A 25,322-nucleotide genomic window follows, 5' to 3' on the forward strand; every position below is an offset into this window, starting at 1 on the left:
TGTGAACGGTTCAGTCCGGAATTGCGTCAAAACAAACTGGCGAGCGGTCTCGCCCGCCATTCCCGCCCCAATCAGAGGTCGCGGCTCCTTACACGAAGCCGATTTTCTATTCTAGCCGGGAATTTCAGCAGCGGCGAATGCCTTGAACTGCTCGGATGCCAGTGTGAAGCCGTCAGGCAGCTTTGTCGACCAGCCGCGCCAATTGAGTCATGACAACAGCCGAGCCGGCCAGCCGCTTCTCCGCATTCGGCCAATCACGCATGAAGACGACGCTGTGGTCGGCCCTGATCTTGGCCAGCGAGCCCTGCTCGCCGATGAATTTGACCAGTCCGACCGGATTGGGGAATTCGCGCTTGCGGAAGTGGATGACGACGCCCTTGGGGCCGGCATCGAGCTTCTCGACATTGGCCTTGCGGCAAAGCGCCTTGATGAAGACAATCTTCAATAGATGCGTCACTTCTTCCGGCAGCGGCCCGAAGCGGTCGATCAGCTCGGCGCCGAAGCCGTCGATCTCCTCGGTGGTCTCCAAGTCGCCAAGGCGGCGGTAGAGCGCCATCCTGAGCTGCAGGTCCGGCACATAGCTCTCCGGGATCATCACCGCGGTGCCCACCGCGATCTGCGGCGACCAGCCGCCATCCAGCACTTCGCCGGAATCCTTCACTTCGGCCACCGCTTCCTCCAGCATCTGCTGGTAGAGCTCGAAACCGACCTCCTTGATGTGGCCGGATTGTTCCTCGCCGAGGAGATTGCCTGCGCCGCGGATATCGAGGTCGTGGCTGGCAAGTTGGAAACCAGCGCCGAGCGTATCGAGCGACTGCAGCACCTTGAGCCTGCGCTCGGCCGTATCGGTGAGCTTGCGGTTGGCCGGCAGCGTGAACAGCGCATAGGCTCGCACCTTCGAGCGGCCGACGCGGCCGCGCAACTGATAGAGTTGGGCCAGACCGAACATATCGGCTCGGTGGATGATCAGCGTGTTGGCGGTCGGAATGTCGAGGCCGGATTCGACGATGGTCGTCGACAGAAGCACGTCGTACTGGCCGTCATAGAAGGCATTCATGATGTCGTCGAGTTCACCGGCCGGCATCTGGCCGTGGGCGACCGCTACTTTCAGCTCCGGCACGGATTCTCTCAGGAAATCATGGATTTCGGCAAGATCGCTGATACGTGGCACGACATAGAAGGAATGGCCGCCGCGGTAGCGCTCGCGCAGCAGCGTCTCGCGGATGACCAGCGGATCGAAGGGCGAGATGAAAGTGCGCACCGCCATGCGGTCGACCGGAGGGGTGGCGATCAGCGACAGCTCGCGAACACCGGTCAGCGCCAACTGCAGCGTGCGCGGAATCGGCGTCGCCGAAAGTGTCAGCACATGCACGTCGTTCTTGAGCTCCTTCAGCCGCTCCTTGTGCTTGACGCCGAAATGCTGCTCCTCGTCGATGATCAGCAGGCCGAGATTTTTGAAGGAGATCGAGCTACCGAGCAGCGCGTGCGTGCCGACGACGATGTCGACCGTGCCGTCGGCGACGCCCTTCTTGGTCTCGGCCAGTTCCTTGGAGCCGACCAGGCGCGATGCCTGCGCGACGCGGATCGGCAGGCCGGAAAAGCGTTGCGAGAAGGTCTTGAAATGCTGCCGCGACAGCAGCGTCGTCGGCACCACGACGGCGACCTGGAACCCTTCCATCGCCGCGATGAAGGCGGCGCGCAGCGCCACTTCCGTCTTGCCGAAGCCGACGTCGCCGCAAACCAGCCGATCCATCGGCTTGCCGGCGCCGAGATCGTCCATGACGGAATCGATTGCCGTCTGCTGGTCGTCGGTTTCTTCATAGGGAAAGCGCGCCGCGAACTCGCCATAAAGGCCGTCGGCCGGAATCATGGCGGGTGCTGCGCGCATCTGCCGCTCGGCGGCGATGCGGATCAATTGCCCGGCCATGTCGAGCAGCCGCTTCTTCAGCCGCGCTTTGCGCGCCTGCCAGGCGCCGCCGCCGAGCTTGTCGAGTGGCGCTTCCGCCGAATCCGATCCGTAGCGTGAGAGGAGCTCGATGTTTTCGACCGGCAGGAACAGCCGGTCGTCGCCGGCATAGTGGATTTCGAGACAGTCATGCGGTGCGCCGACCGCTTCGATGGTGCGCAGACCAATGAATCGGCCGATGCCGTGGTCCGCGTGAACGACGATGTCGCCGGATGACAGCGACGATGCTTCGGCAATGAAGTCGGAGGCACGCTTTTTGCGCTTGGAGCGGCGGATCAGCCTGTCGCCTAGAATGTCCTGTTCGGCGACGACGACCATCCCGTCGGTCTCGAAGCCGGATTCGAGCGGCAGCACGGCAAGACCGGCCTGCCCCGGCTCGAGCTTTTCGACCTCGGAAAGAGTCGCCACCGGTTTCAGGTTGCCGAGATGATGCTCGGCGAGGATCTGGCCGAGGCGGTCGAGCGAGCCCTCGGTCCAGCCGGCGACGATGACGCGGCGGCGCGCGGCGCGCTCGTCGGCAATATGCTTCACCACCACGTCGAAGACATTGCTGTTCGGGTCGGCGCGCTCCTCGGCGAAGCTGCGGCCTTGCCGCGAGCCCGCATGGAAGACCTTCTTGCCGCCGACATCGGGTGCGTCGAAGACGGTGAAATCAATGTCCTCGCGCGGTCCGAGCGAGGCTTTGAGATTTTCCGGCGAGAGATAGAGCAGATCCGGCGCCACCGGCTTGTAGGGCACGGCATCTTTCAGCGCGCCGTCAGCCTGCTTCCGCCGCGCCTCATAGTGATCGAGGATCAGCGTATGGCGCTCGGCCAGCGCCTCATGCGCGAGATGATCGAAGATGACAGGCGCGTCCGGCAGATAGTCGAACACCGTCTCCAGTTGCTCGTAGAAGAAAGGCAGCCAGTGCTCCATGCCGGCAAAGCGCCGTCCTTCGCTGACGGCTGCATAGAGCGCATCGTCGCGCGACGGCGCGCCGAAGGCTTCGATATAGGAGCGGCGGAAGCGGCTGATCGTTTCCGGCGTCAGCGCCACCTCGCTCATCGCCTGCAGCGCCATCGACTTGCGCTGGCCGGTCGTGCGCTGGGTCGCCACGTCGAAGACGCGGATCGATTCCAGCGTGTCGCCGAAGAAGTCGAGCCTCAGCGCCTCGCTCCAGCCGGGCGCGAAGAGGTCGAGAATGCCGCCGCGCACCGCGAACTCGCCGACGTCGCGCACCGTCGGCACGCGCTCGAAACCGGAATTCTCCAGCCGCGCGATCAGCACGTTCATGTCGATCTGGTTGCCGGGCTTGGCGTGGAAGGTCTGCGCCTCGATCAGTTCGGCCGGCGGAATGCGCTGCAAGAGCGCATTGGCCGTCGTGAGGATAACGGCGCGGTGCGGCTTTTTCGCCAGCGCAACGATTGCGGAGAGCGCGTCGAGGCGCCGCGCGGCGGCATCCGCGCCCGGCGAGACACGATCGTAAGGCAGGCAGTCCCAGGCAGGCAGTTCCAGAACCGGCAGGCCGGGAGCGGCAAAGGCGAGCGCATCGATGATCGCCGGCAGCCGCTGGCCGTCGCGCGCGACGAACAGCACCGGCTTGTCGGGCGCGATCTCCTGCGCCGTCCGCGCCAGCGCGAAAGCTTCGTAACCGTCGGCGACGCCATCGACGATGAACTGGCCGGCGCGGCCCTTCGGCAGGCCAATGGAGGGAATGAGACTCATGCTTCTTTCAAAATGTCATGGTCCGGCGCGACGCCAGGATCTTCTGCAGCACCGCGCAATCGATATCGGGCGGAACCGGGCGCTCGCCGGTGATCATCGGCAGGAATTCGGTGTCGGAGATTTCGAGGAGCTTTTCATATTGGTCGATTTCGTCGGCGGTCAAGGCGCCGATCTCGGCATCGGCGAAGGATCCCAGGATGAGATCCATCTCGCGCATGCCGCGATGCCAGGAGCGGAACAGCAGCTTGCGGCGGCGGACGTCCAGTCCCTCGCTTGATCGCTGTGTTCCGGTCATCGCGCTGCATCCCTGTTCGAAGCGGCGCATATAGCGTGGATAGCGATTGGTGTCAGCCTTTGCGCTGCGGCCTCCGCGACATAAGCTGACGAGATGCGTCCTTCCATCCTCGATCCCCTGTTCGTCCCGATCACCTCGCTCGCCGGCGTCGGCCAGAAGGTCGGGACCATGATCGAACGTGTCGTGCCGGCCGATCTCGGCGACCGCGCCGCGCGCGCCGCCGATCTTCTGTTCGTGCTGCCCAACACGGTTATCGACCGCCGCAACCGGCCTGGCATCGCGCTAGCGGCCGAAGGCCAGATCGTAACACTCGAGGTGCGGGTCGACCGCCACCAGCCGCCGCCGCGCGGCAACAGGTCCGTGCCCTACCGGATCTACGCCCATGACGACACCGGCGAGATCGCCTTGACCTTCTTCCATGCCCATGCCGCCTATCTGCAGAAGATGCTGCCTGAGGGCGAGCGCGTCGTAATCTCCGGCCGCATGGAATGGTTCAACGGCCGCCCGACCATGGTTCATCCCGACCATATCGCGCCGCTCGACGAGGCCGAGGGCCTGCCGCTGGTCGAGCCCGTCTATCCGCTAACCGCCGGCCTGTCCGCAAAAGTGCTGCGCCGCGCCATCGGACAGGCGCTCGGCCGCTTGCCGGAACTGCCGGAATGGCAGGACGACGCCTTCATGCGCCGCCACACCTTTCCGTCCTTCGGCGATGCGCTGACCCGCATCCACTATCCCAAGGACCCGATCGACGTTGCCGTCGAGGGCGCGGCCTGGCGGCGCCTGGCCTATGACGAGCTCCTGGCAGGGCAGGTGTCGCTGGCGCTGGTGCGCGCCAGAATCCGCCGCCTTTCGGGCCGGCCGCTGGTCGGCGACGGGCGCGTTGTCGAGAAACTGCGCGCTGCCCTGCCCTACAAGCTCACCCTCAGCCAGGAATTCGCGCTCGGCGAAATCAACGCCGACCTGGCCGACCCCGAACGCATGCTGCGTCTGCTGCAGGGCGATGTCGGCTCCGGCAAGACGGTGGTCGCGCTGCTTGCCATGGGGCGCGCGGTCGAGGCAGGCGGCCAGGCTGCGCTGATGGCACCGACCGAAATCCTGGCGCGGCAGCATCTGGCGACCATCGCCCCGCTGGCGGAAAAAGCCGGCCTCAGCGTCGCCGTCCTTACCGGCCGCGAGAAGGGCCGCGAACGCGCCGAAACACTGGAAGGCCTCGCCAGCGGTGCGATCGACATCGTCGTCGGCACGCACGCGCTGTTCCAGGAGACGGTGACCTTCCACGACCTCGTGCTTGCCGTCGTCGACGAGCAGCACCGCTTCGGTGTCCACCAGCGTCTCGCCATCACCGCCAAAGGCGACGCGCCCGATATGCTGGTGATGACGGCGACGCCCATTCCGCGCACGCTGGTGCTGACCGCCTTCGGCGACATGGATGTCTCGAAGCTCACCGAAAAGCCGGCGGGCCGCCAGCCGATACGCACCGTCACTTTGCCAATGGAGCGGCTGGACGAGTTGGTCGGGCGCATGGTCGACGCCGTCGCCGAGGGTCAGAAGATCTACTGGATCTGTCCGCTGGTCGAGGAATCCGAAGAGATCAAGCTGATGTCGGCGGAAGACCGCTTCGCTTCGCTGAAGCCGCTCTTCGGCGAACAGATCGGCCTCGTCCATGGCCGCATGAAAGGGGCAGAGAAGGACGATGCGATGCGCGCCTTCAAGCAGGGCGAAACGCGCATATTGATCGCCACCACCGTCATCGAGGTCGGCGTCGACGTGCCGGACGCCACGATCATCGTCATCGAGCATGCCGAGCGCTTCGGCCTTGCCCAGTTGCACCAGTTGCGCGGCCGGGTCGGGCGCGGCGACAAGCCCTCGTCCTGCGTGCTGCTCTACAAGGATCCGCTCGGTGAGACGGCGAAGCGCCGGCTGTCAGTGATGCGCGAGACGGAGGACGGCTTCCGCATAGCCGAGGAGGATCTGAAGCTGCGCGGCGAAGGCGAACTGCTGGGCACCCGTCAGTCCGGCACGCCAGGTTTCCAGGTCGCGCGCATCGAGTTCCATGCCGACCTGCTCGAAGCCGCCCGCGACGACGCACGGCTGATCCTGTCGCGCGACCCCGAATTGCAGTCTGGGCGCGGCGAGGCGCTTAGGCTGTTGCTCTACCTGTTCGGGCGCGACGAGGCGGTGCGGCTGCTGCGCGCCGGCTGAGCCGCGCCCAGCGCCGGATTGGCAAGCGGCCCTTCGATCGGCTCGCCGTTCAGCGTCACCAGCTTGGCCTTGACCTCCGGCGCCACCATGCCGGCCGAAACGATCAGCTTGGCGCCGTCCTCGATCGTCATGTCGAGCAGCACGATCTCGGATTTATAAACATACATCAGGAAGCCTGTGGTCGGGTTCGGCGTGCAGGGCATGAACACCGCGATCAACGGATCGCCTTCCTGGTCGAGCTTCTGGTTGATCTCGGTTTCCTTCTCGCTGGCGACGAAGACCAGCGACCAGACTCCCTTGCGCGGATATTCGACCAGCCCGACCTGGCGGAACATGTCGCCCTTGTTTGACAGCACCGTCTCGAAAATCTGCTTCAGGGAGCGGTAGATACCGCGCACCAGCGGCATGCGGCCAAGCAGCCGCTCGCCGAAATTGACGATTGCGCGGCCGACGATGTTGGCCGTCATGAAACCGATGAACGTGATCAGCACCAGCGCCACGATCAGCCCGAAGCCGGGGACCGGAAACGGCAGATAGGTGTCCGGATTGTAGCGGGCGGGAATGTAGGGCTTCACCCAGGAATCGACCCAGCCGATGAGCGACCAGGCGATATAGGCGGTGATCGCCAGCGGCGCGCAGACGATGAAGCCCGTCAGGAAGTAATTCCTGAGCCGGGTCATGCCAGAGGTCTTCAGGGCGTCGGACATAGGATCACCGCGGCGCAGATTGCGGTTGAACTTTAGTGAACCGCAATTCGGTTTGGAACTGCGAAGTTTTTAAAGAGCGCTCTCTATGAAGCGGCTTTCAGCGTTCCAAATGGAAGCTCCTGCGTTCGCGACTGGCTGCAACACCCCTCCCTTCGTCATCCACGCGCGGAGCAAGGAGCGAAGCGACGCGGCGTAGACCCAGGATCCATTCCGCGACGCCCCTCGAGGAGTGAAAGGGCCATCGGCAAGCCATACTTCGAACTACGGTGCCCAAAAGAAGCAGTGACAGTGCTATTCCACCGTGACCGATTTCGCCAGATTGCGCGGCTGGTCGACATCGGTGCCCATGAACACTGCGGTGAAATAGGCGAGCATCTGGATCGGCAGCGCGTAGATGATCGGCGCGATGATCTCAGGTACTTCGGGCAGGATGATCGTCTCCATCGACTTGATGCCGGCCTGGGCCGCGCCCTTGGCGTCGGTGATCAGGATGATCTTGCCGCCGCGCGCCGCGACTTCCTGCATGTTGGAAACCGTCTTTTCGAAGATGCGGTCATGCGGCGCGATCACGATAACCGGCATGTTTTCGTCGATCAGCGCGATCGGTCCGTGCTTCAGCTCGCCGCCGGCATAGCCTTCGGCGTGGATGTAGGAGATTTCCTTGAGCTTCAGCGCCCCTTCCATGGCTAGTGGAAAATTGGTGTCGCGGCCGAGATAGAGCACATCCTTGTAGCGGGACAGCTCACGCGAGATGCGTTCGATCTGCTCGTCGAGCTTCAGCACCTGTGTGGCAAAGCGCGGCGCCTCGGAAAGCTCGCGCACCAGCCGCTTCTCCTCATCGCGCGAGATCGTCCCGCGCGCCACGCCGGCCCGCACTGCGAGCGAGGCCAGCACGGAGAGCTGGCAGGTGAAAGCCTTCGTCGAGGCGACTCCGATCTCCGGCCCGGCAAGCGTCGGCAGCACGACGTCGGATTCGCGCGCCATGGTCGATTCGCGCACATTGACGACCGCGCCGATCTTCATGCCGGCCTGGCGGCAGTAGCGCAGGGAAGCCAGCGTGTCGGCGGTCTCGCCCGACTGCGATATGAAGAACGCCGCGTCGTTCCCGGACAACGGCATCTCGCGGTAACGGAATTCCGAGGCGACGTCGATGTCGACCGGCAGCCGCGCATAGCGCTCGAACCAGTATTTGCTGATCAGCCCGGCCAGATAGGCGGTGCCGCAGGCCGAGAGCGCCAACCGGCCGATCTTGGCAAAGTCGAAGGGCAGATCGAGCGGCCTCGACACGCCGGAGACGAAATCGACATAATGCGCCAGCGTGTGCGAGATCACCTCCGGCTGCTCATGGATTTCCTTTTCCATGAAATGGCGGCGGTTGCCCTTGTCGACCATGAAGCTGGTCGAGAGCGACTGCTGGCGCTTGCGGTCGACCTTGTTGCCGTCGGCGTCATAGATGGTGACGCTGTTGCGACGAACTTCCGCCCAGTCGCCATCTTCGAGATAGGTGACTGCGTTGGTGAAAGGCGCCAGCGCGATCGCGTCCGAGCCCAAAAACATCTCGCCGTCGCCATGGCCGACGGCAAGCGGCGGACCGTTGCGGGCGCCGACGATCAGATCCTCGTCGCCCTTGAACATGATCGCCAGCGCAAACGCGCCCGAGAGCCGCTTCAGCGCCTGGTGCGCTGCCTGGACCGGCTTCAGCCCCTTGGCGAGCTCCCGCGCGACCAGATGCGCGACGACCTCGGTATCGGTCTGAGAGGCGAATTTGTAGCCATCGCGGGAGAGCTCGTCGCGCAGCTCGGCGAAGTTCTCGATGATGCCGTTGTGGACAATCGCGACGCCTTCGGAAAAATGCGGATGCGCATTGGTCTCGTTCGGCACGCCATGGGTCGCCCAGCGGGTATGGCCGATGCCGATCGTGCCTTCCAACGGATCTTCTTTCAGCCGGCGTTCGAGATTGATGAGCTTGCCTTCGGCGCGGCGGCGGCCGAGCGTGCCATTCTCGATGGTGGCGACGCCGGCCGAGTCATAGCCGCGATATTCGAGCCGCTTCAGCGCATCGACGATCAGCGGCGCGACCTGTGAATGGCCGACAATTCCAACGATACCGCACATACGCTGCCCCCGATTCCCCGCGAAAACCCAGCGCTATTTACGGATGGCCGGCCTGCCGCGAAAGTCACTTTGCGTTTCGTTCGGTGTCACCCGGAACGGTTTTGCGACTGATGCACCATGACACGCCGCGCTTGCAATCCGGTTACTGCAAATGGTTGGTTTTTCGCGGCGCGGTGCTCGATCATTTATGGTTGGCGCCAGCGGCGCCGGCCCAGCAAACGTCCTTTGACGATCATTCCGCTGCTCTCCTCTTCGCCGCGGCCGCCGAGGCGAAGCGCTCGCGCAACTCCTTGCCTTTTCCGGGCAGCGTCTTCTGTCGGGCGCGGCCGAAGGCCAGCGCATCGTCGGGCACGCTCTCGGTGATCACGCTGCCCGAAGCGATGTAGCCACCCTTGCCGATCGTGACCGGCGCCACCAGCGCGGAGTTGGAGCCGACGAACGCGCCCTCGCCGATATCGGTGAAGAATTTGGAAAAGCCGTCATAGTTGCAGGTGATGGTGCCAGCGCCGATATTCGCCCCAGCACCGACCCGCGCGTCGCCGATATAAGTCAGGTGGTTGACCTTGGCGCCTTCCTCGATCGTTGCCTGCTTGACCTCGCAGAAATTGCCGACCTTGGCCTTTTGCCGCAGATCGGCGCCCGGCCGCAGCCGCGCGAACGGCCCGACATCGCAATTGGAAGCGATCGTGGCGCCTTCGATATGGCTGAAGGCGTGGATTTTTGCCCCTGAAGCGATCTTGACGCCCGGGCCGAACCAGACATGCGGCTCGACAATCGTATCGGCACCGATCTCGGTGTCGTGCGAGAAGTAGACGGTTTCAGGCGCGATCAGCGTCACGCCGGCAAGCATCGCCTCGCGCCGCTGGCGCGCCTGCCAGATAGCTTCCGCCTCGGCGAGCTCGGCCCGGTTGTTGATGCCGAGCGCGCTTTCGAAGCTCGCCTCCGTGGCCACCACATCGAGCCCGTCCGCGCCGGCGAGCTCGACGATGTCGGTGAGATAGAACTCGCCCTTGGCATTGTTGTTGCCGACCTTGTCGAGCAGCCGAAGCGCCTGGTTGCCGGCCACCGCCATCATCCCGGCATTGCAGAAGCCGAGCTTTTTTTCCGCCTCGGAGCAGTCCTTCTCCTCCCTGATGGCGACGAGACGCCCGCCCTTCTCGATCAGCCGGCCGTATCCCGTCGGATTGGGCGGGCGGAAGCCGATCACCGCAACGGCAGCACCCTCCGCCAGCTTCTGCCGCGCGGCAGCCAGCGCTGCCGCATCGATCAGCGGCGTGTCGCCGAACATGACGAGGATGTCGTCGTAACCCTTCGCTATCGCTTCGCGCGCGGCAAGCACCGCATGGGCCGTGCCGAGCCGCTTCTCCTGCACGAAGGTCTCGGCTTTCGGCGCGAATTTCTGCACCGCCTTCCGCATCTCGTCGGCGCCGTGGCCGATCACCAGCGCCAGACCCGTTGCCCCGGCGGCCTCAGCGGCCTTCACCACATGAGCCACCATCGGCAGGCCGGCAATGGCGTGCAGCACCTTGGGCATCGCGCTCTTCATGCGCGTACCTTCGCCGGCGGCGAGGATGACGGACAGGCAGGATCTCTGGCTCATAGGGCAACCGTATGAAAGGATTCAAATCATCGCATGCTAGCAGCGGCGTGATGCTGCACCAATGCGGTTAAATTCCGGTGAGACAGCGGATCACCTGGACTCTTGATCGGCGGGTCCACAATTCGATCCTGTGCACGAAGTGGCAGATCACCCGAGCCGCCCGAGCGCCGGGAAGTTTTCCAGCAGCCAGTAGGATGCGCTCTGCACGCCACCGGTGAGAAAAAACACGCCGGCGACGACCAGCAGCGCGCCGATCGCTTTTTCCACGCGACCGAGATGGACGCGAAATTTTCCCAGGAAGCGCATGAAGGCGCCGGAAAACAGCGCCGCGATCAGGAAAGGGATGCCGAGCCCGAGCGAATAGGCGGCGAGCAGCAGCGCGCCCTCGCCCACCGTCTCGCGGCCGCCGGCTAAGGTCAGGATCGGCCCCAGCACCGGGCCGATGCAGGGCGTCCAGCCGAAAGCAAAGGCCAGCCCCATGACATAGGCGGCGATCATGCTGGCCGGCTTGCCCTGCGACTGGAAGCGCGCCTCGCGCGACAACAACGGGATGCGCAGGATGCCAAGGAAATTCAGGCCCATGATGATGATCAGCGCGCCGGCCACCATTGCCAGCGGTTCCTGCCAGACGCGCAGCAGCCGGCCGACCGTAGAGGCGCCGGCGCCAAGCGCGACGAAGACGGTCGAGAAGCCGAGCACGAAGGCCAGAGAGGCATAAAGCAGCGCCCCGCGTGCGCCTTCGCGCGCCGTCGCGCCGGCGTTGCCGCGGAAATCGTCGACCGAAACGCCGGCCATGTAGCAAAGATAAGGCGGCACCAGCGGCAGCACGCAAGGCGAAAGGAACGAGATCGCCCCTGCCCCGACCGCGCTGACATAGCCGATGTCCAATGCCATTTCACGATGCCCCGGTTTTGCTGGCGCCGATATAGCGATGCCGGCGCCTTCGTGCCAATCACCATTGTGTGGCGCGTGGTCGCTACCGAGGAAGAAGCGGCGGCAGCTGCCCGTTCCTTGGACGGCGCGATTGCCGCGTGCCCGTCCGCGTACGGTCCGGGCGGATGCTGGTTCTGTCGGCGACTCCTTCGGTAAAGACCGATCCAGGACACGATCCGTCAGTTCGCCAAAAAATGTGTTCTCCGCCATACACTCTAAGAGTGTATCGCTGTCGGCCAGTTCGCAAATTGGGCCCCTCCCCTTGACCGATTGCAAAAGCACGGCCATGTGAGCGACGAAAAGAGTGGGATTTCGTCGCGCGCCGCGGAGCTCTTCCGCCGCCTCACAGCTGATAAGAGACCTCATGGACGTCGTCGTCGTCGAATCGCCGGCCAAGGCGAAGACAATCAACAAATATCTGGGCAAGAACTATAAGGTCCTGGCCTCGTTCGGCCATGTCCGCGATCTGCCGGCCAAGGACGGCTCGGTGCGCCCGGACGAGGACTTCGCCATGTCCTGGTCGGTAGACACCGCCTCCGGCAAGCGCCTCGCCGACATCGCCAAGGCGGTCAAGGACGCCGACGGGCTGATCCTCGCCACCGACCCGGATCGCGAGGGCGAGGCGATTTCCTGGCATGTGCTGGAAGTGCTGAGGCAGAAGCGCGCGCTGAAGGACAAGCCGGTCAGCCGCGTCGTCTTCAACGCCATAACAAAGACCTCGGTAATGGAGGCCATGGCCAATCCGCGCCAGATCGATGCGCCGCTGGTGGACGCCTATCTCGCGCGCCGCGCGCTCGACTATCTCGTCGGCTTCACCCTCTCGCCGGTGCTGTGGCGCAAGCTGCCGGGCGCCCGTTCCGCCGGGCGCGTGCAGTCGGTGGCGCTGCGGCTGGTCTGCGACCGCGAATCCGAGATCGAGCGCTTCGTCCGCGAGGAATACTGGCAGATCGCCGCCATCCTCAACACGCCGCGCAACGACAGTTTCGAGGCGCGGCTGACCGCCTATGCCGGCAAGAAGCTGCAGAAGCTCGACATCGCCAACAAGGCCCAGGCCGACGACATCAAGGCGATGCTCGAAGGTGCGACCTTCAAGGCGCTGTCGGTCGAAGCCAAGCCCACCAAGCGCAATCCGGGCCCGCCCTTCACCACCTCGACGCTGCAGCAGGCCGCCTCCTCGCGGCTCGGCTTCTCGGCCAACCGCACCATGCAGGTGGCGCAGAAGCTTTACGAAGGCATGGATGTCGGCGGCGAGACCGCCGGCCTCATCACCTATATGCGAACCGACGGCGTGCAGATGGCGCCGGAGGCGATCACCGCGGCGCGCGATGCCATCGCCAGCGAGTTCGGCGCGAAATACCTGCCCGAAAACCCACGCTATTATTCGGTCAAGGCCAAGAACGCCCAGGAAGCGCATGAGGCGATCCGCCCTACCGATTTCAAGCGCACGCCGGCATCGGTCAGGCAATATCTCGATGCCGATCAGGCGCGCCTCTATGAGCTGATCTGGAAGCGCGCGATCGCCAGCCAGATGCAGCCGGCCGAGATCGAGCGCACCACGGTCGAGATCGAGGCGGTCAACGGCGCCCGCACCGCCGAGCTTCGCGCGGTCGGCTCGGTCATCCGCTTCGACGGCTTCATCGCCGCCTACACCGACCAGAAGGACGAGGACGCGGAGGACGAGGAAAGCCGCCGCCTGCCCGAGATCCGCGCCGGCGAGCAGCTTGCCCGTGAGGCGATCAACGCCACCCAGCACACGACCGAGCCGCCGCCGCGCTATTCCGAGGCGTCGCTGATCAAGAAGCTGGAAGAGCTCGGCATTGGCCGGCCGTCGACCTACACGGCGATTCTGAAGACGCTCGAGGACCGCGACTACGTCGCCATCGACCGGCGCAAGCTGGTGCCGCAGGCCAAGGGCCGGCTGCTGTCGGCCTTCCTCGAAAGCTTCTTCGAGCGCTATGTCGAATATGACTTCACAGCCTCGCTCGAGGAAAAGCTCGACGAGATCTCCGACGGCAAGCTCGCCTGGAAGGACGTGCTGCGCGACTTCTGGAAGGATTTTTCGGGCGCCGTCGACGACATCAAGGAACTGCGCGTCTCCGACGTGCTTGACGCCCTCAATGACGAGTTGGCGCCGCTGGTGTTCCCCGCGCGGGAGGACGGCTCAAACCCGCGCGTCTGCCCGAAATGCGGCACCGGCAACCTGTCGCTGAAGCTCGGTAAGTTCGGCGCCTTTGTCGGCTGCTCGAATTATCCGGAATGCTCCTATACCCGCCAGCTTGGCGACGCCGCCAATCCCAACGGCGAGAACGGCAATGGCGACGACGGCGTCAAGCTGCTCGGCAAGGATCCATACACCGCCGAGGAGATCACCCTCAGGAGCGGCCGCTTCGGCCCCTACATCCAGCGCGGCGAAGGCAAGGACGCCAAGCGCTCGAGCCTGCCCAAGGGCTGGACCGCCGAGTCGATCGACCATGAGAAGGCGCTGGCGCTGCTGGCATTGCCGCGCGATGTCGGTAAGCATCCGGAAACCGGCAAGATGATCTCGGCCGGTCTTGGGCGGTACGGACCCTTCGTGCTGCACGACGGCACCTACGCCAATCTCGAAAGCATCGAGGACGTGTTCTCGATCGGCCTGAACCGCGCCGTTTCGGTGATCGCCGAGAAGCAGCAGAAGGGCAAGGGCGGCCGCAACGGGAGCACGCCGGCTGCGTTGAAGGAACTGGGCGAGCATCCCGACGGCGGCGGCAAGATCGTCGTGCGCGACGGCCGCTACGGACCCTACGTCAATTACGGCAAGGTCAATGCGACGCTGCCCAAGGGCAAGGATCCGCAATCGGTGACGATGGACGAGGCAATCGCCCTGATTGCCGAGAAGGAAGCCAAGGGCGGAGGCGGCAAGAAGCCGTTCCGCCGGGCGGCAAAGAAAGGATAGCACGACGTGGCGCGCAGGATCTCCGGAAGAAGTCACGGCGATCCGCGCAGCGCCGACACCAGGGCGAAGGTGGTCAAGGATGACTACCGGCCCTCGCGCGACGAAATCCTGCGCTACATCGCTGAGAACCCCGACCGCTCCGGAAAACGCGACATCGCCAAGGCGTTCGCGCTGCGCGGCGACGACCGCATCTGGCTCAAGGATCTGCTGCGCGACCTGCAGGATGAGGGCCTGCTGACCAGGAACCGCAAGCGGCTCACCCGCGCCGGCTCCCTGCCCCATGTCGCCGTGCTCGACATTTTCGGCCGCGATAACGATGGTGTGCTTCTGGCGCATCCGAGCGAATATACCGGCCCGGGCTCGCCGCCTGTGATCGCCATCCGCATTTCGCGCGGCGCCAGCGGCCCGGTTCCGGGCATCGGCGCCCGCGTCCTCGCCAAGACCTTCCCGACCGACGATCCCTCAGGCCCCGCCTATACCGGGCGGGTCATGAAGATTTTCGAGAAGCGCAGCGAAGCCGTGCTCGGCGTCTTCCGCGTGCTGAAGGACGGCACCTTTCGCATCGAGCCGGTGGAACGCCGCCAGCCCGAGCTGATCGTCGACAAGGAATTCCAGAACGGCGCCAAAAATGGCGATCTGGTCGAGGTCGAGCCGGCGCGCGCTTCGCGCTACGGCCTGCCGCGGGCCAAGGTGCTGGCGGTGCTGGGCTCGCTGACTAGCGAGAAGGCGGTCTCGATGATCGCCATCCACGCCCACGACATACCCCACGTCTTTCCGGCCCATGTGATCGCCGAAGCCGACGCCGTGAAGCCGGTTTCGCTTGCCGGGCGCGAGGACTGGCGCGATCTGCCGCTGGTCACCATCGATCCGGCCGACGCCAAGGACCATGACGACGCGGTGTTCGCCACGCCCGATACGGATAAGAAGAATCCCGGCGGCGTCATCGTCACCGTGGCAATCGCCGATGTCGCGGCCTATGTCCGCTACGGCACGCCGCTCGACCGCGAGGCGCTGAAGCGTGGCAATTCGGTCTATTTCCCGGACCGCGTCGTGCCGATGCTGCCCGAGCGCATCTCCAACGACCTCTGCTCGCTGCGCGAAGCGGAGGACCGCCCGGCGATCGCCGTGCGCATGACCTTTTCGGCGGAAGGCCGCAAGCTCAGGCACTCGTTCCACCGCATCATGATGAAATCGGCGGCCAAGCTCGCCTATCCGCAGGCGCAGGCGGGGATCGATGGCGTGCCCGACGACAAGACGGGGCCGATCCTCGAAGGCGTTCTGAAGCCCCTCTGGGACGCCTATGCCGTGCTCAAGCGCGGCCGCGACAGCCGCCAGCCGCTCGAACTGGAGCTGCCGGAACGCAAGATCCTGCTCAAGCCCGACGGCACCGTCGACCGGGTCGTCGTGCCGGAGCGCCTCGACGCCCACAAGCTGATCGAGGAGTTCATGATCCAGGCCAATGTCGCGGCCGCGGAGACGCTTGAAGGCAAGAAAGAGCCGCTCGTCTACCGCATCCACGACGCGCCGTCGCTGGCGAAACAGGAATCGCTGCGCGAGTTCCTGCACACGCTTGGCCTGTCGCTGGCGCGCGGCGCGCAGATGCGGCCCGGGCAGTTCAACGGCATTCTGGAGCGGGTGCGCGGCGCCGACAACGAGGCGCTGGTCAATGAAGTGGTGCTGCGCTCGCAGAGCCAGGCCGAATACTCGCCGAAGAACATCGGCCATTTCGGTCTCAACCTGAGACGCTACGCACATTTCACCTCGCCGATCCGGCGCTATGCGGATCTCATCGTGCATCGCGGACTGATTGCCGCGCTCGGCCTCGGTCCCGGCGGCCTGACGCAGCAGGAAGCGGATCGCCTGGAAGAGGTCGGCGCGCTGATCTCGGCCACCGAACGCCGCGCCATGGCGGCCGAACGCGACACGGTCGACCGGCTGATCGCGGCCTATCTCGCCGAGCGCATCAACGACACCTTCGACGCTCGCATCTCCGGCGTCGCCAAGGCGGGACTCTTTGTCCAATTGCCGCAGTATGGCGCCGATGGTTTCATCCCGGTGTCAAGTTTGGACGGCGATTACTATATCTACGATGAAACCGCTCGATCGCTGTTCGGAGAGCGCACCGGCAAGGGCTACCAGCTAGCCGACCGCGTCGAGGTGCGGCTGCTCGAGGTTGCGCCGATGGCGGGCGCGATGCGTTTCGAAATGCTGAGCGACCCGAAGCCGCTGCCAGGCTCGCGACGGTCGTTCCACAAGACCAAGGGCCGCGCCCGCGCGTCGCAGTCGCGCACGGGTCCCCGCGGCAGGAGAAGATGATGTCGAAGGGCATGGAAGAACAGGTTTTCGGCGGCGAGCACCATTCGGGCCGCGTCGCGCGTCCGCTGTGGACGGCAATCAAGCGCGGCATGCTTGGCCGGTGCCCGCATTGCGGCGAAGGCAAGCTGTTCGGCGCCTTCACAAAGCCCGTCGACAAATGCGGCGTCTGCGGCGAGGAGCTTCATCACCATCGCGCCGACGACCTTCCCGCCTATCTGGTGATCGTCATCGTCGGCCACATTGTGGTTGGCGCCTTCATGACTGTGGAGGCCGCCACCACGCTTTCGACCTGGCAGCACGCGCTGATCTGGGTGCCGCTGACCATTATTCTGGCCGTCGCGCTGTTGCAGCCGGTCAAAGGCGCCGTCATCGGCCTGCAATGGGCGCTCTATATGCACGGCTTCGGCGGCGAGAAGGACGAGTTCGAGCCGCATCTCTAAGCCTGGAGCGGTTCTGTCCTTGATACAAACAACGACCATCTCCGAGCAGTGGAATTCCAGATCGAGAACCGCTGCGCGTTTTTTCCTGGAATTGCTCCGGCAGCGACGTTTGGTCCGGGCTGGTGCAAAGGCCCGAACACGTAAGCCACTTTCGCGTTCGAGAAGTTTCCGCTAGGTCGAGCGCATGGAAGGAATGACCAAGGCGGATGTCGACAAGCTCGATAAAGGCTTGGCCGTGCACGGCGGTCGGCCGCTTCGCCCGCGCGATGCCGCAACCTTGATCCTGCTCGACAGGAGAGCCAGCGACGTTCTGGTGCTGATGGGCCGGCGCCATGCCGGCCACGCCTTCATGCCGGGAAAATTCGTCTTCCCCGGGGGCCGCACCGATCCCGCCGACAGCCGCGTTCCGGTGGCTGCCCCGCTGCATCCTGAGGAAGAGGCGAGGCTTGTGAGCGGCCCCGGCCGCGCGAGTGCCGCACGGGCGCGCGCCATCGCCATGTCGGCAATTCGTGAGACTTACGAGGAAGCCGGCCTGCTGATCGGTCGTAAAGGCCCGTTCGCGACCGCCAAGCGCGATTGGCAGGGTTTCGTCGAACACAGCGTCGCACCGTCGCTGGACGCCCTGCGCTTCATTGCCCGCGCCATAACGCCGCCCAACCGCGTGCGCCGCTTCGATACCCGCTTCTTCAGCGCCTGGCGTGAGGATGTCGCCGTCGAATTGCCCGACGGTGGTCCAACCAACGAGTTGGAGGAGCTCGTCTGGCTGCCGCTTGGCGACGCCCGCAAGGCCGACACACCCGACATCACCCGCATGATCCTGGAAGAACTGGAAAGGCGGCTCGCCCACGATCCGTTGCTGCGTCCGGGCGGCGCAGTGCCGTTCTTCCGCCTCATCCGAAACCGCTTCGTTCGCGAAGTCCTTTAGAAGCAGAGCATCCCCATCGATGACGGTCGATACCCAGCAACAGGGCGACGAACGCGTACACTGGCTGCCGATGACTGCGGCGATCTCCTCGATCAGCGTGGTTGGCATTGCCATCGGCCTCGGCATGCCGCTGCTCAGCGTCATCCTCGAATCGCGCGGCCACTCGGCCTCGATGATCGGCCTCAACACGGCGGTCGCCGGGCTCGCCTCGATCGCCGGCGCGCCGCTCGCCACGCCGCTGGCCATGCGCCTCGGCGTCGCCCAGACCATGCTTTTGATGATCGCCGTTGGCGCGCTCGCTTTTGTCGGCTTTCATTTCGCGCCGGCCTTCTGGATGTGGTTTCCGCTCCGCGTCGCGCTGCACATTTCGCTGACAGTGCTCTTCATTCTGTCGGAATTCTGGATCAGCACCTCGGCGCCCCCGCATCGTCGCGGCCTTGTGCTTGGCATCTACGCCACGGTGCTTTCTCTGGGCTTCGCCGCCGGGCCGTGGCTGTTCGCCCATGTCGGCTCCGGTGGATTCCTGCCGTTCGGCGTCACCATTGCGCTGGTGACGCTTGCTGCCATCCCGGTGCTGGCGGCTCGTAACGAGAGCCCGGCGATCGTCGCCGACGGCGAAACCAGCCATTTCCTGCGCTATATCTGGATGGTGCCCACAGCAACCTTCGCCGTGCTGGTGTTCGGCGCCGTCGAGACCGGCGGCTTTTCACTGTTCCCGGTCTATGGCAGCCGCATCGGCTACTCCGAGGCCGACGCTGCGCTGTTGCTGACCATGATCGGGCTCGGCAACGTGCTGCTGCAGATACCGATTGGCATGATCAGCGACCGAGTCTCGGACCGCCGCTACCTGCTTCTGGCCTGCGCCACGGTCGGCCTCATCGGAACCGTGTTCATGCCTTTCTTCGCCAAGGACTGGCACCTGATGGCGGCGCTTCTGTTCGTCTGGGGCGGTGTGGTCGCAGCCATGTACACGATCGGCCTTGCGCATCTGGGTTCTCAGCTTTCCGGCCATGAGCTCGCCTCTGCCAACGCCGCCTTCGTGCTCTGCTATGGGGTCGGCATGGTGATCGGCCCGCAGGCGATCGGCATCGGCATGGACGCCTTCGGCCCTTCGGGCTTCGGCTGGTCGCTGGCGCTGTTCTTTGCCGCGTACATGCTCCTGGTTCTCGTCAGGTTGGTGCGAAAGATCCTCTAGTGAAAATGTCGCCCAGCACCGGGGCATGCTGACATCACCGTGTCAGCAGGCCCCCTGCTATACCCTCGCTCCGATCCAGGAAGAGCGAGGATATAGCGATGATCGACAGCGGCTTTGAAACCAAGTCCCTCAGGATGGAACTGCTTCTGCTCGTCACCTTCCAGGCGCCGGCGGCCGATGTCGAGCGCATCATGGAGGCGGTGGTGGCGATCACGCCCCTGCGCATGGGCAAGTATGACGGCAATGCCTACCAGTCGGCGCAAGGAATAGAGCGCTACCGGACGCTCGAAGGCGCTGCCGCGGGCGCCGAGATCGAGTTGCGCAGGCGGCCGGGCACGGTCGAGGTGTCGTTCGAACTGCCCGACGATCAGGCGCTCGCCGCCCGTGTCGCCGAAGCGATATTCCAGGCCCATTCCTACCAGGAGCCTGTGATCCGCATTCAGCCGCTGCTGACCAGCCGTTCCAAGGGACTCGACGACCATACCAATCCGAACCGCTGGTGGAACACCACCGGCGACTGGAAGAAGGCCGATCTGCAGGTCAGGGAGAACGCCTGACGCGGCGAGTTCCGCCGCGTCAAAACGGGGCAAGAAGGCGCTTGGACTTGACTTTCCGGGCGCGTTCTTTATGTGTCGCGCCAAGTTTCCCGCGTCCGGGTGTTTTCCCCGTGCTCCAGCGGCCAAAACTCCACGAACATTAACGGACGAACATCATGGCCAAAGCCGCAAACATCAAGATCAAGCTTCTGTCGACCGCCGACACCGGTTTCTTCTACGTGACCAGCAAGAACAGCCGCACCAAGACGGACAAGCTGTCGTTCCGTAAGTACGACCCGATTGCCAAGAAGCACGTCGAGTTCAAGGAAACCAAGATCAAGTGATCCGGTTTATCCTGAAATGCCGAACGCCGCCCCTTGGGGCGGCGTTTTTGTTTTCAGCGGGCGGACGCTCGAGCAAGAAAGCCCGCGGCTGCCTGACGCTGAATCATGCATGAGAAAAAGGGGGCCGGTCGGCGGTTGGCAGCGGTACGAGGAGGCCACTATGTGCCAGCGCCGGCCGGCCGACCCCACGGACCCAGGAGATGCGGCGGACCTGAGCATCATGGGGTATTTTTTGGATCGAGCCGGGCAGTCTACCCTCGTGCCGGCTTCGTCCTCGGTCTATGCCAAGCAGATTTGCGCAAGAACGTATGAAAATCAACCATTTCTTAACCACGGCTCCCGAATCGCTTGGATTAAGGTAAATTCCTAACCCTATCGGGTTGACGCGGAATTGGGGCTTCCGTGCGTAACCGCTTCACGGCGCAACGATTTCAGGCAACGCGCTTAAGTCTTCTGGTCTTGTCCATGTCGATGCGGCAAAACTGCTGCGCACCATTGGGTGGCATGGATTAGGCGGCCTTGGCGACAACCCGGTTGCGGCCGCCGCTCTTGGCCTCGTAGAGCGCAAGGTCGGCTCGCTTCATCAACGCCGCGACCGTATCGGCTCCCCTCAGCACCGATGACACGCCGACGCTGACCGTCACCTCGATCGTCTTGCCACTGCTTCCGATTGCGAAGGGCGCCTGCGCGATCTCGGCGCGGATACGCTCGGCCACCTTCTCGGCGATTGGCCCGTCGGTATCCGGCATGACCACGACGAACTCCTCGCCGCCGAAGCGGCAGGCGAGATCGATGCCGCGCACGTTCTTGCGCAGCCGCCTGGCGAATTCACGCAGAACGTCGTCGCCGCCGTCATGGCCATGGGCGTCATTGATGGATTTGAAACGGTCGAGGTCGGTGATCATCACCGAGAGCGGCCGCCGCCGCGCCACGGCGCGGTCGAACAGCGTCTCAAGATGGCTATCCAGGTAGCGGCGGTTGTGCAGGCCGGTCAGCGCGTCGGTCACCGCCATCTCGATGGTCTGGGTGACGCTGGCGCGCAGCTGATCGTTATAGCGCTTGCGCCGCACCTGCGTGCGCAGCCGGGCCGTCAGCTCGTGCTGATCGATCGGCCGCGTCAGATAGTCGTTGATGCCGAGTTCGAGGCCGCGGATGATGCGGCCCTCCTCGCCCTCATCGGCCAAGAGCATGATCGGCAGGAAGCGGGTGCGGTCGAGCGAGCGCAGTTGCGAGCAAAGCCGGAGCGCATCGAAATCGGCGAAGGCCGTCGAGATCAGCACGCATTCATAGGCGGTCTCGGCGGCCTGGAAGAATCCGGCATTCGGATCGGTGGCGACGTCGAGATCGGCGCTGCCGCGAAGCATCTTCTGGATACGCTCGATAGACGACTTGCGCTCGTCCACCAGAAGCACCTTGGGCTTGGTGTCTTCCGTCGCGAAGTTGCGGCTGAGCAGCTCTTCGATGCCGATGTTGCGCGTAGTCGAGGCGCGCAGCCGCAATTCGTCGGTCAGCGACTTCAGCCTGACCAGGCTCTTCACCCGCGTCATCAGTTGCAGATCATTGACCGGCTTGGTGAGGAAATCGTCGGCGCCCGCCTCAAGGCCGCGCACCCGGTCCGATACCTGGTCGAGCGCGGTGATCATGACAACCGGAATATGCGAGGTCGCCGGGTCGCTCTTCAGCCGCTTGCAGACCTCGAAGCCGTCCATGCCCGGCATCATCACGTCGAGCAGCACGACATCGACCTTGCCGTTTTCGCAGGTCTCGATCGCATCCGGGCCGTTGCCGGCCGTCAGCACCTCGAAATATTCGGCCAGCAGCCGAACCTCCAGCAGCCGCACATTGGCGGGGATGTCATCGACGACGAGGATCCGCGCGGTCATCTCAAAGGCTCCGGCTCAGGCATCGCCCAGATAGGATTTGATCGTTTCGATGAAGCGCGGCACCGAGATTGGTTTGGAAATATAGGCCTCACAGCCACCCTGGCGGATGCGCTCCTCGTCGCCCTTCATCGCGAAGGCGGTGACGGCGATGACCGGGATCGAGTGCAATTCGTCGTCTTCCTTCAGCCACTTGGTCACTTCCAGGCCAGAAACCTCGGGCAGTTGGATGTCCATCAGGATCAGGTCCGGCCGGTGCTGGCGCGCGAGATCCAGCGCCTCCAGGCCGTTGCGCGTGCGGACCGTTTCGTAACCGCTGGCTTCGATGAGGTCCCGAAAGAGCTTCATGTTGAGCTCATTGTCCTCGACGATCATGACCTTCTTAGCCATCAATTTCCCGTCCCGACGGTCCCCTGAGCCGAAGACCGCCGTCATGCGTCCTTGCCGGATCGCACCCAACCCGCCTGTACCCTACGTCAATATGATTGACGAAACGCAAACCTGCCGTTGGAAAAGCACACCCATTCCACTTGCGGCTGCAGGGCTGAAGCGGCTGAGACTTGCCGCAAGCGACGCTTACCATTACTGCGGAAGAAAGACTCAACATGCACATCGGCAAAAGGTAATGATGACGAACGCAGCGTCAATGCGCGAGGAGGCGGAAACCCTTGCCGTCAGGGCGCTTGGCTTCGTCGCCGGCGATCCGGAGCTGTTGCCTCGCTTCCTGGCGATAACCGGCATCGAGGCGCGGTCGATCCGCCACGCTGCCGCGGAGCCGGGCTTCCTTGCCGGCGTGCTGCAGTTCATCCTCGCCCACGAGCCGACGCTTTTGCGCTTTGCCGAGGAAACGGGCACGCCACCGGCTGCCGTCGGCAAGGCTTTGCGGGAGCTGCCGCTCGGCAACGACGATCATGAGCGCTCGACATGAGCGACGATCCCGAGACCGCGCGCCAGATCGAGGAGTTGGCGGCCGACGACCGGCCGCTGCTGGTGCTCGATGTCGATGATGTCGTGCTCGAATTCATCCGGCCCTTCCCGCGCTACCTGAAGTCGCGCGGCTTCGGGCTGACTCTCGCCTCCTTCCGGCTCACCGGCAACATCGCCGAGATGGCGTCCGGCCGGCTGATCGAGCAGGCGGAAGTGACGGCGCTTCTCGACGATTTCTTCGATGCCCAGGCCGATTGGCAAAGCATCACCGACGGCGCCGCGGAGGCGCTGGCGTCGCTCGGACAGCGCGCCGAGATCGTGCTCCTGACCGCGATGCCGCACAAGCACCGCGCCGTGCGCCGGGCGCATCTCGACGTGCTGGGCCTCAACTACCCGCTGCTGACCACGGAAATGGCAAAGGGCCCAGCCATCGCCAAGCTGCGCGGCGCCAAGGGCCGGCCCGTCGCCTTCGTCGACGACCAGCCCTCCAACCTGCTGTCGGCGCGCAGCTCTGTCGTCGACGCGCACCTCTTCCACCTGATGGCCGACAATTCGCTGCGCGCTTTCCTGCCGCCGACGCCGGACGACATCATCTCGGTCGATAACTGGCGCGAGGCGGCGCCGAGGATTGCGGGCGCGCTCGGGCTATAATTCAGGCGCTCAGGGCTGCAGCTTCGCTCCAGCCCCGCCATTGTCGCCGCCGTCCGAATCGGCCCCGCCGGTTGAATTGTCCGTTCCGTTCGCGCCGTCATCGCCGCTCGAATTGTCGTCCTGCCCCGCGCTGTCGTCCTGGACTTTATCCGGGCCCTTCAGCATGGCGCCGTTGACGACGATGGACCCATCGGCCTTGGTGTTGATCACCCACTCCAGGCGACCGTCAGGCAGTGTCTTGCCAAAACCCTTGACGGCAAGCGCGAACGGGAAGGCCTGCACCATTTGCTCATCGCTCTTTGCCGCTTCCTTCAGGGCATCGACGATCCTGTCGTAGCCGGCGACGTCGATGGTCACGCTCCCATCGGCTTTCTTGCTATCCGGGAAATACACCTCGCCTTCCATGGCGACTTCGATACCGCCATTCTTCACTGTCGAGTGCCCGAACACGATCTTGGGCTTCTTGGCCTTGAAATCCTCGACCAAAGCCTTGCCGAATGCATCCGGCAGCGACGGATTCTTATTGAGATCAAAGGCTTCGATCGTCTTCCTTGCCATGGTATCGAGATCAATATTGGCGCCACCGAAGTTGAGGTCGATATCCGTCGGCAGCAACGCGACGCTCCAGGCGGGCAGCGCTTGCTGCGGGATCGTCAGGCCGGAGGCCTTGATCGAGTAATCGACTCTACCGTTCGGTGAGATTCCGTCCATCGCGAACGCGGTGCTGAACTGCTTCGCCGCGAATTTGCCGACAGGGCTCTCCACCTCGAAATCCTTAAAGCTGTAGTTGCCGTCGATCCTTTCCCAGACGGGCAGCGCGGCCAACAGGAGCGATTTGAGCTCCGCCTGGTTAGCCTTGAGCTTGGCTTCGTCCTCGTTGGCGACGGCAAAGGCAAGAAGGTCGAGCAACGGCTTCGTCCGTACGCCCTTGCCATTCGCATCAACGGAAAGTTCGGGCGTTTTCAGGGTGACCGGAAAATTCATTCCGCTGTTGGGATCGTCGATCTTGATCGTCTCGACGAAGCTCGAGACCTTTTGCGTTGCCTTGAAGTCGACGCCGCCATTGACCGACTTGGTGGCGGCAATCGTCGCGGTGCTGGCACCGGCGGTGACGTCCGCCTGCTGCTTGGCTTCCCGAGACGTCAACGTCATGCCGGCCATCGAGCTGGCGCCGCTGGTGAACGCCGCCAGGTTCGGATCGTAGACGGCGGAGCCCTTGCCGTCCTTGACCGAAACTTGCATGCTTTGCGGGCCTTCGGGTCCGTTGAATTCGAAGGACATGGTGTGGGAAAAATCCGAGGTGACGTCCCAGAATCCATCGCTGCGCGGCTTCACCAACAAGGCATAGGGCGCGAGGTCGATCTTGAACGGCTTCTGCTCCGGCAGGGCGCTGACCAGGGCCTTGACGTCCACTGCGATCTTGTAGGCGTCGCCTTCGACCGAGACCTTGAGCACGCCCTTCTCGAACGCCTGCTTGCCGAAATAGCGCGCCAGATTGTCCGAAAGCTGTTTGGCGCCCTGGCTGTCGACGGTCTGTGCAACGGCCGGCGCGCTGAAAGCAAGAATGAAAACAAGTGGCAAAACACGCTTCACGTCAGTCTCCGTCGGTCTCGGAAGGCAAATCGTTTCGTCTTCTCGTAGAAAAGAAGCATTA

Annotated in this window: 19 protein-coding genes; 10 read left to right on the forward strand and 9 right to left on the reverse strand. The window is 64.1% G+C overall.

Going from position 1 to position 25,322, the window contains the following annotated elements; all coding sequences use genetic code 11:
• Positions 1–172: 172 nt before the first annotated feature.
• Together mfd and P9254_RS02485 are read right to left on the reverse strand one after the other, a co-directional pair.
• Positions 173–3,670, reverse strand: coding sequence for a transcription-repair coupling factor (gene mfd / locus P9254_RS02480; RefSeq protein WP_067328159.1), 3,498 nt, complete (start codon positions 3,668–3,670; stop codon positions 173–175).
• Positions 3,671–3,677: 7 nt separating this feature from the next.
• A complete protein-coding gene (locus P9254_RS02485; RefSeq protein ID WP_067328436.1) occupies positions 3,678–3,965 on the reverse strand; it encodes an FAD assembly factor SdhE in 288 nt (95 codons plus the stop codon).
• Positions 3,966–4,058: 93 nt separating this feature from the next.
• Between P9254_RS02485 and recG the strand changes: the two genes are divergently transcribed.
• Complete coding sequence (recG, locus tag P9254_RS02490) at positions 4,059–6,167, forward strand: ATP-dependent DNA helicase RecG (RefSeq protein ID WP_067328157.1); 2,109 nt, start codon at positions 4,059–4,061, stop codon at positions 6,165–6,167.
• Here recG and P9254_RS02495 read toward each other — a convergent pair.
• The 4 genes from P9254_RS02495 to P9254_RS02510 all read right to left on the reverse strand — a co-directional run bounded on the left by P9254_RS02495 (position 6,119) and on the right by P9254_RS02510 (position 11,483).
• Positions 6,119–6,874, reverse strand: coding sequence for a DUF502 domain-containing protein (locus tag P9254_RS02495; RefSeq protein WP_067000327.1), 756 nt, complete (start codon positions 6,872–6,874; stop codon positions 6,119–6,121). The two genes, recG and P9254_RS02495, sit on opposite strands and share 49 nt — an antisense overlap.
• Positions 6,875–7,165: 291 nt before the next feature.
• Complete coding sequence (gene glmS, locus P9254_RS02500) at positions 7,166–8,989, reverse strand: glutamine--fructose-6-phosphate transaminase (isomerizing) (protein WP_067000325.1); 1,824 nt, start codon at positions 8,987–8,989, stop codon at positions 7,166–7,168.
• 232 nt (positions 8,990–9,221) lie between these two features.
• A complete protein-coding gene (gene glmU, locus P9254_RS02505; protein ID WP_127847166.1) occupies positions 9,222–10,589 on the reverse strand; it encodes a bifunctional UDP-N-acetylglucosamine diphosphorylase/glucosamine-1-phosphate N-acetyltransferase GlmU in 1,368 nt (455 codons plus the stop codon).
• A 147-nt stretch (positions 10,590–10,736) separates the two neighbouring features.
• On the reverse strand, positions 10,737–11,483 hold the full coding sequence (locus P9254_RS02510) for a cytochrome c biogenesis CcdA family protein (protein ID WP_278053899.1): 747 nt from the start codon (positions 11,481–11,483) through the stop codon (positions 10,737–10,739).
• A 403-nt stretch (positions 11,484–11,886) separates the two neighbouring features.
• Here P9254_RS02510 and topA point away from each other — a divergent pair, with 403 nt between their 5' ends.
• From topA to rpmG, 7 genes are all read left to right on the forward strand, one after another.
• A complete protein-coding gene (topA, locus tag P9254_RS02515) occupies positions 11,887–14,454 on the forward strand; it encodes a type I DNA topoisomerase (protein ID WP_067328149.1) in 2,568 nt (855 codons plus the stop codon).
• A gap of 6 nt (positions 14,455–14,460) precedes the next feature.
• Positions 14,461–16,770, forward strand: coding sequence for a ribonuclease R (rnr, locus tag P9254_RS02520; RefSeq protein ID WP_278053897.1), 2,310 nt, complete (start codon positions 14,461–14,463; stop codon positions 16,768–16,770).
• Positions 16,770–17,210, forward strand: a complete 441-nt coding sequence (locus P9254_RS02525; protein ID WP_095802261.1) for a DUF983 domain-containing protein — start codon at positions 16,770–16,772, stop codon at positions 17,208–17,210. The genes rnr and P9254_RS02525 overlap by 1 nt, the downstream gene beginning before the upstream one ends.
• 184 nt (positions 17,211–17,394) lie before the next feature.
• The gene (locus P9254_RS02530) at positions 17,395–18,135 is read left to right on the forward strand and encodes an NUDIX hydrolase (RefSeq protein WP_278053895.1); all 741 of its coding nucleotides are present in this window, start codon (positions 17,395–17,397) and stop codon (positions 18,133–18,135) included.
• A 19-nt stretch (positions 18,136–18,154) separates the two neighbouring features.
• Positions 18,155–19,330 (forward strand): MFS transporter, encoded by a 1,176-nt coding sequence (locus tag P9254_RS02535; RefSeq protein ID WP_067328142.1) that lies wholly within the window; start codon positions 18,155–18,157, stop codon positions 19,328–19,330.
• 98 nt (positions 19,331–19,428) lie between these two features.
• A complete protein-coding gene (locus P9254_RS02540) occupies positions 19,429–19,887 on the forward strand; it encodes a hypothetical protein (RefSeq protein ID WP_067328140.1) in 459 nt (152 codons plus the stop codon).
• Positions 19,888–20,042: 155 nt separating this feature from the next.
• Positions 20,043–20,210 carry a 50S ribosomal protein L33 gene (rpmG, locus tag P9254_RS02545; protein ID WP_040995604.1) on the forward strand — a complete coding sequence of 56 codons (168 nt, stop codon included), beginning with the start codon at positions 20,043–20,045 and terminating at the stop codon, positions 20,208–20,210.
• Positions 20,211–20,719: 509 nt separating this feature from the next.
• Here rpmG and P9254_RS02550 read toward each other — a convergent pair.
• Positions 20,720–22,093 carry a PleD family two-component system response regulator gene (locus P9254_RS02550; protein WP_278053893.1) on the reverse strand — a complete coding sequence of 458 codons (1,374 nt, stop codon included), beginning with the start codon at positions 22,091–22,093 and terminating at the stop codon, positions 20,720–20,722.
• A 15-nt stretch (positions 22,094–22,108) separates the two neighbouring features.
• Complete coding sequence (locus tag P9254_RS02555) at positions 22,109–22,480, reverse strand: response regulator (RefSeq protein ID WP_027166515.1); 372 nt, start codon at positions 22,478–22,480, stop codon at positions 22,109–22,111.
• A 238-nt stretch (positions 22,481–22,718) separates the two neighbouring features.
• Here P9254_RS02555 and P9254_RS02560 point away from each other — a divergent pair, with 238 nt between their 5' ends.
• Both P9254_RS02560 and P9254_RS02565 read left to right on the forward strand, forming a co-directional pair.
• Positions 22,719–23,018 carry a DUF3572 domain-containing protein gene (locus tag P9254_RS02560; RefSeq protein WP_095826132.1) on the forward strand — a complete coding sequence of 100 codons (300 nt, stop codon included), beginning with the start codon at positions 22,719–22,721 and terminating at the stop codon, positions 23,016–23,018.
• Positions 23,015–23,668, forward strand: a complete 654-nt coding sequence (locus tag P9254_RS02565) for a hypothetical protein (protein ID WP_095802203.1) — start codon at positions 23,015–23,017, stop codon at positions 23,666–23,668. The genes P9254_RS02560 and P9254_RS02565 overlap by 4 nt, the downstream gene beginning before the upstream one ends.
• Positions 23,669–23,677: 9 nt before the next feature.
• Here P9254_RS02565 and P9254_RS02570 read toward each other — a convergent pair whose 3' ends face one another.
• Positions 23,678–25,261, reverse strand: a complete 1,584-nt coding sequence (locus P9254_RS02570) for a hypothetical protein (protein WP_278053885.1) — start codon at positions 25,259–25,261, stop codon at positions 23,678–23,680.
• Between the last annotated feature and the right edge of the window lie 61 nt (positions 25,262–25,322).

The organism is Mesorhizobium sp. WSM4983, assembly GCF_029625765.1.
Classification (GTDB): domain Bacteria; phylum Pseudomonadota; class Alphaproteobacteria; order Rhizobiales; family Rhizobiaceae; genus Mesorhizobium.

What these genes read in the sequence shown, in the direction of transcription:
- mfd (WP_067328159.1), bottom strand. Translation starts at nt 3,670, where the DNA reads ATGAGTCTCATTCCCTCCATTGGCCTGCCGAAGGGCCGCGCCGGCCAG.
- P9254_RS02485 (WP_067328436.1), bottom strand. Translation starts at nt 3,965, where the DNA reads ATGACCGGAACACAGCGATCAAGCGAGGGACTGGACGTCCGCCGCCGC.
- recG (WP_067328157.1), top strand. Translation starts at nt 4,059, where the DNA reads ATGCGTCCTTCCATCCTCGATCCCCTGTTCGTCCCGATCACCTCGCTC.
- P9254_RS02495 (WP_067000327.1), bottom strand. Translation starts at nt 6,874, where the DNA reads ATGTCCGACGCCCTGAAGACCTCTGGCATGACCCGGCTCAGGAATTAC.
- glmS (WP_067000325.1), bottom strand. Translation starts at nt 8,989, where the DNA reads ATGTGCGGTATCGTTGGAATTGTCGGCCATTCACAGGTCGCGCCGCTG.
- glmU (WP_127847166.1), bottom strand. Translation starts at nt 10,589, where the DNA reads ATGAGCCAGAGATCCTGCCTGTCCGTCATCCTCGCCGCCGGCGAAGGT.
- P9254_RS02510 (WP_278053899.1), bottom strand. Translation starts at nt 11,483, where the DNA reads ATGGCATTGGACATCGGCTATGTCAGCGCGGTCGGGGCAGGGGCGATC.
- topA (WP_067328149.1), top strand. Translation starts at nt 11,887, where the DNA reads ATGGACGTCGTCGTCGTCGAATCGCCGGCCAAGGCGAAGACAATCAAC.
- P9254_RS02525 (WP_095802261.1), top strand. Translation starts at nt 16,770, where the DNA reads ATGTCGAAGGGCATGGAAGAACAGGTTTTCGGCGGCGAGCACCATTCG.
- P9254_RS02530 (WP_278053895.1), top strand. Translation starts at nt 17,395, where the DNA reads ATGGAAGGAATGACCAAGGCGGATGTCGACAAGCTCGATAAAGGCTTG.
- P9254_RS02535 (WP_067328142.1), top strand. Translation starts at nt 18,155, where the DNA reads ATGACGGTCGATACCCAGCAACAGGGCGACGAACGCGTACACTGGCTG.
- P9254_RS02540 (WP_067328140.1), top strand. Translation starts at nt 19,429, where the DNA reads ATGATCGACAGCGGCTTTGAAACCAAGTCCCTCAGGATGGAACTGCTT.
- rpmG (WP_040995604.1), top strand. Translation starts at nt 20,043, where the DNA reads ATGGCCAAAGCCGCAAACATCAAGATCAAGCTTCTGTCGACCGCCGAC.
- P9254_RS02550 (WP_278053893.1), bottom strand. Translation starts at nt 22,093, where the DNA reads ATGACCGCGCGGATCCTCGTCGTCGATGACATCCCCGCCAATGTGCGG.
- P9254_RS02555 (WP_027166515.1), bottom strand. Translation starts at nt 22,480, where the DNA reads ATGGCTAAGAAGGTCATGATCGTCGAGGACAATGAGCTCAACATGAAG.
- P9254_RS02560 (WP_095826132.1), top strand. Translation starts at nt 22,719, where the DNA reads ATGACGAACGCAGCGTCAATGCGCGAGGAGGCGGAAACCCTTGCCGTC.
- P9254_RS02565 (WP_095802203.1), top strand. Translation starts at nt 23,015, where the DNA reads ATGAGCGACGATCCCGAGACCGCGCGCCAGATCGAGGAGTTGGCGGCC.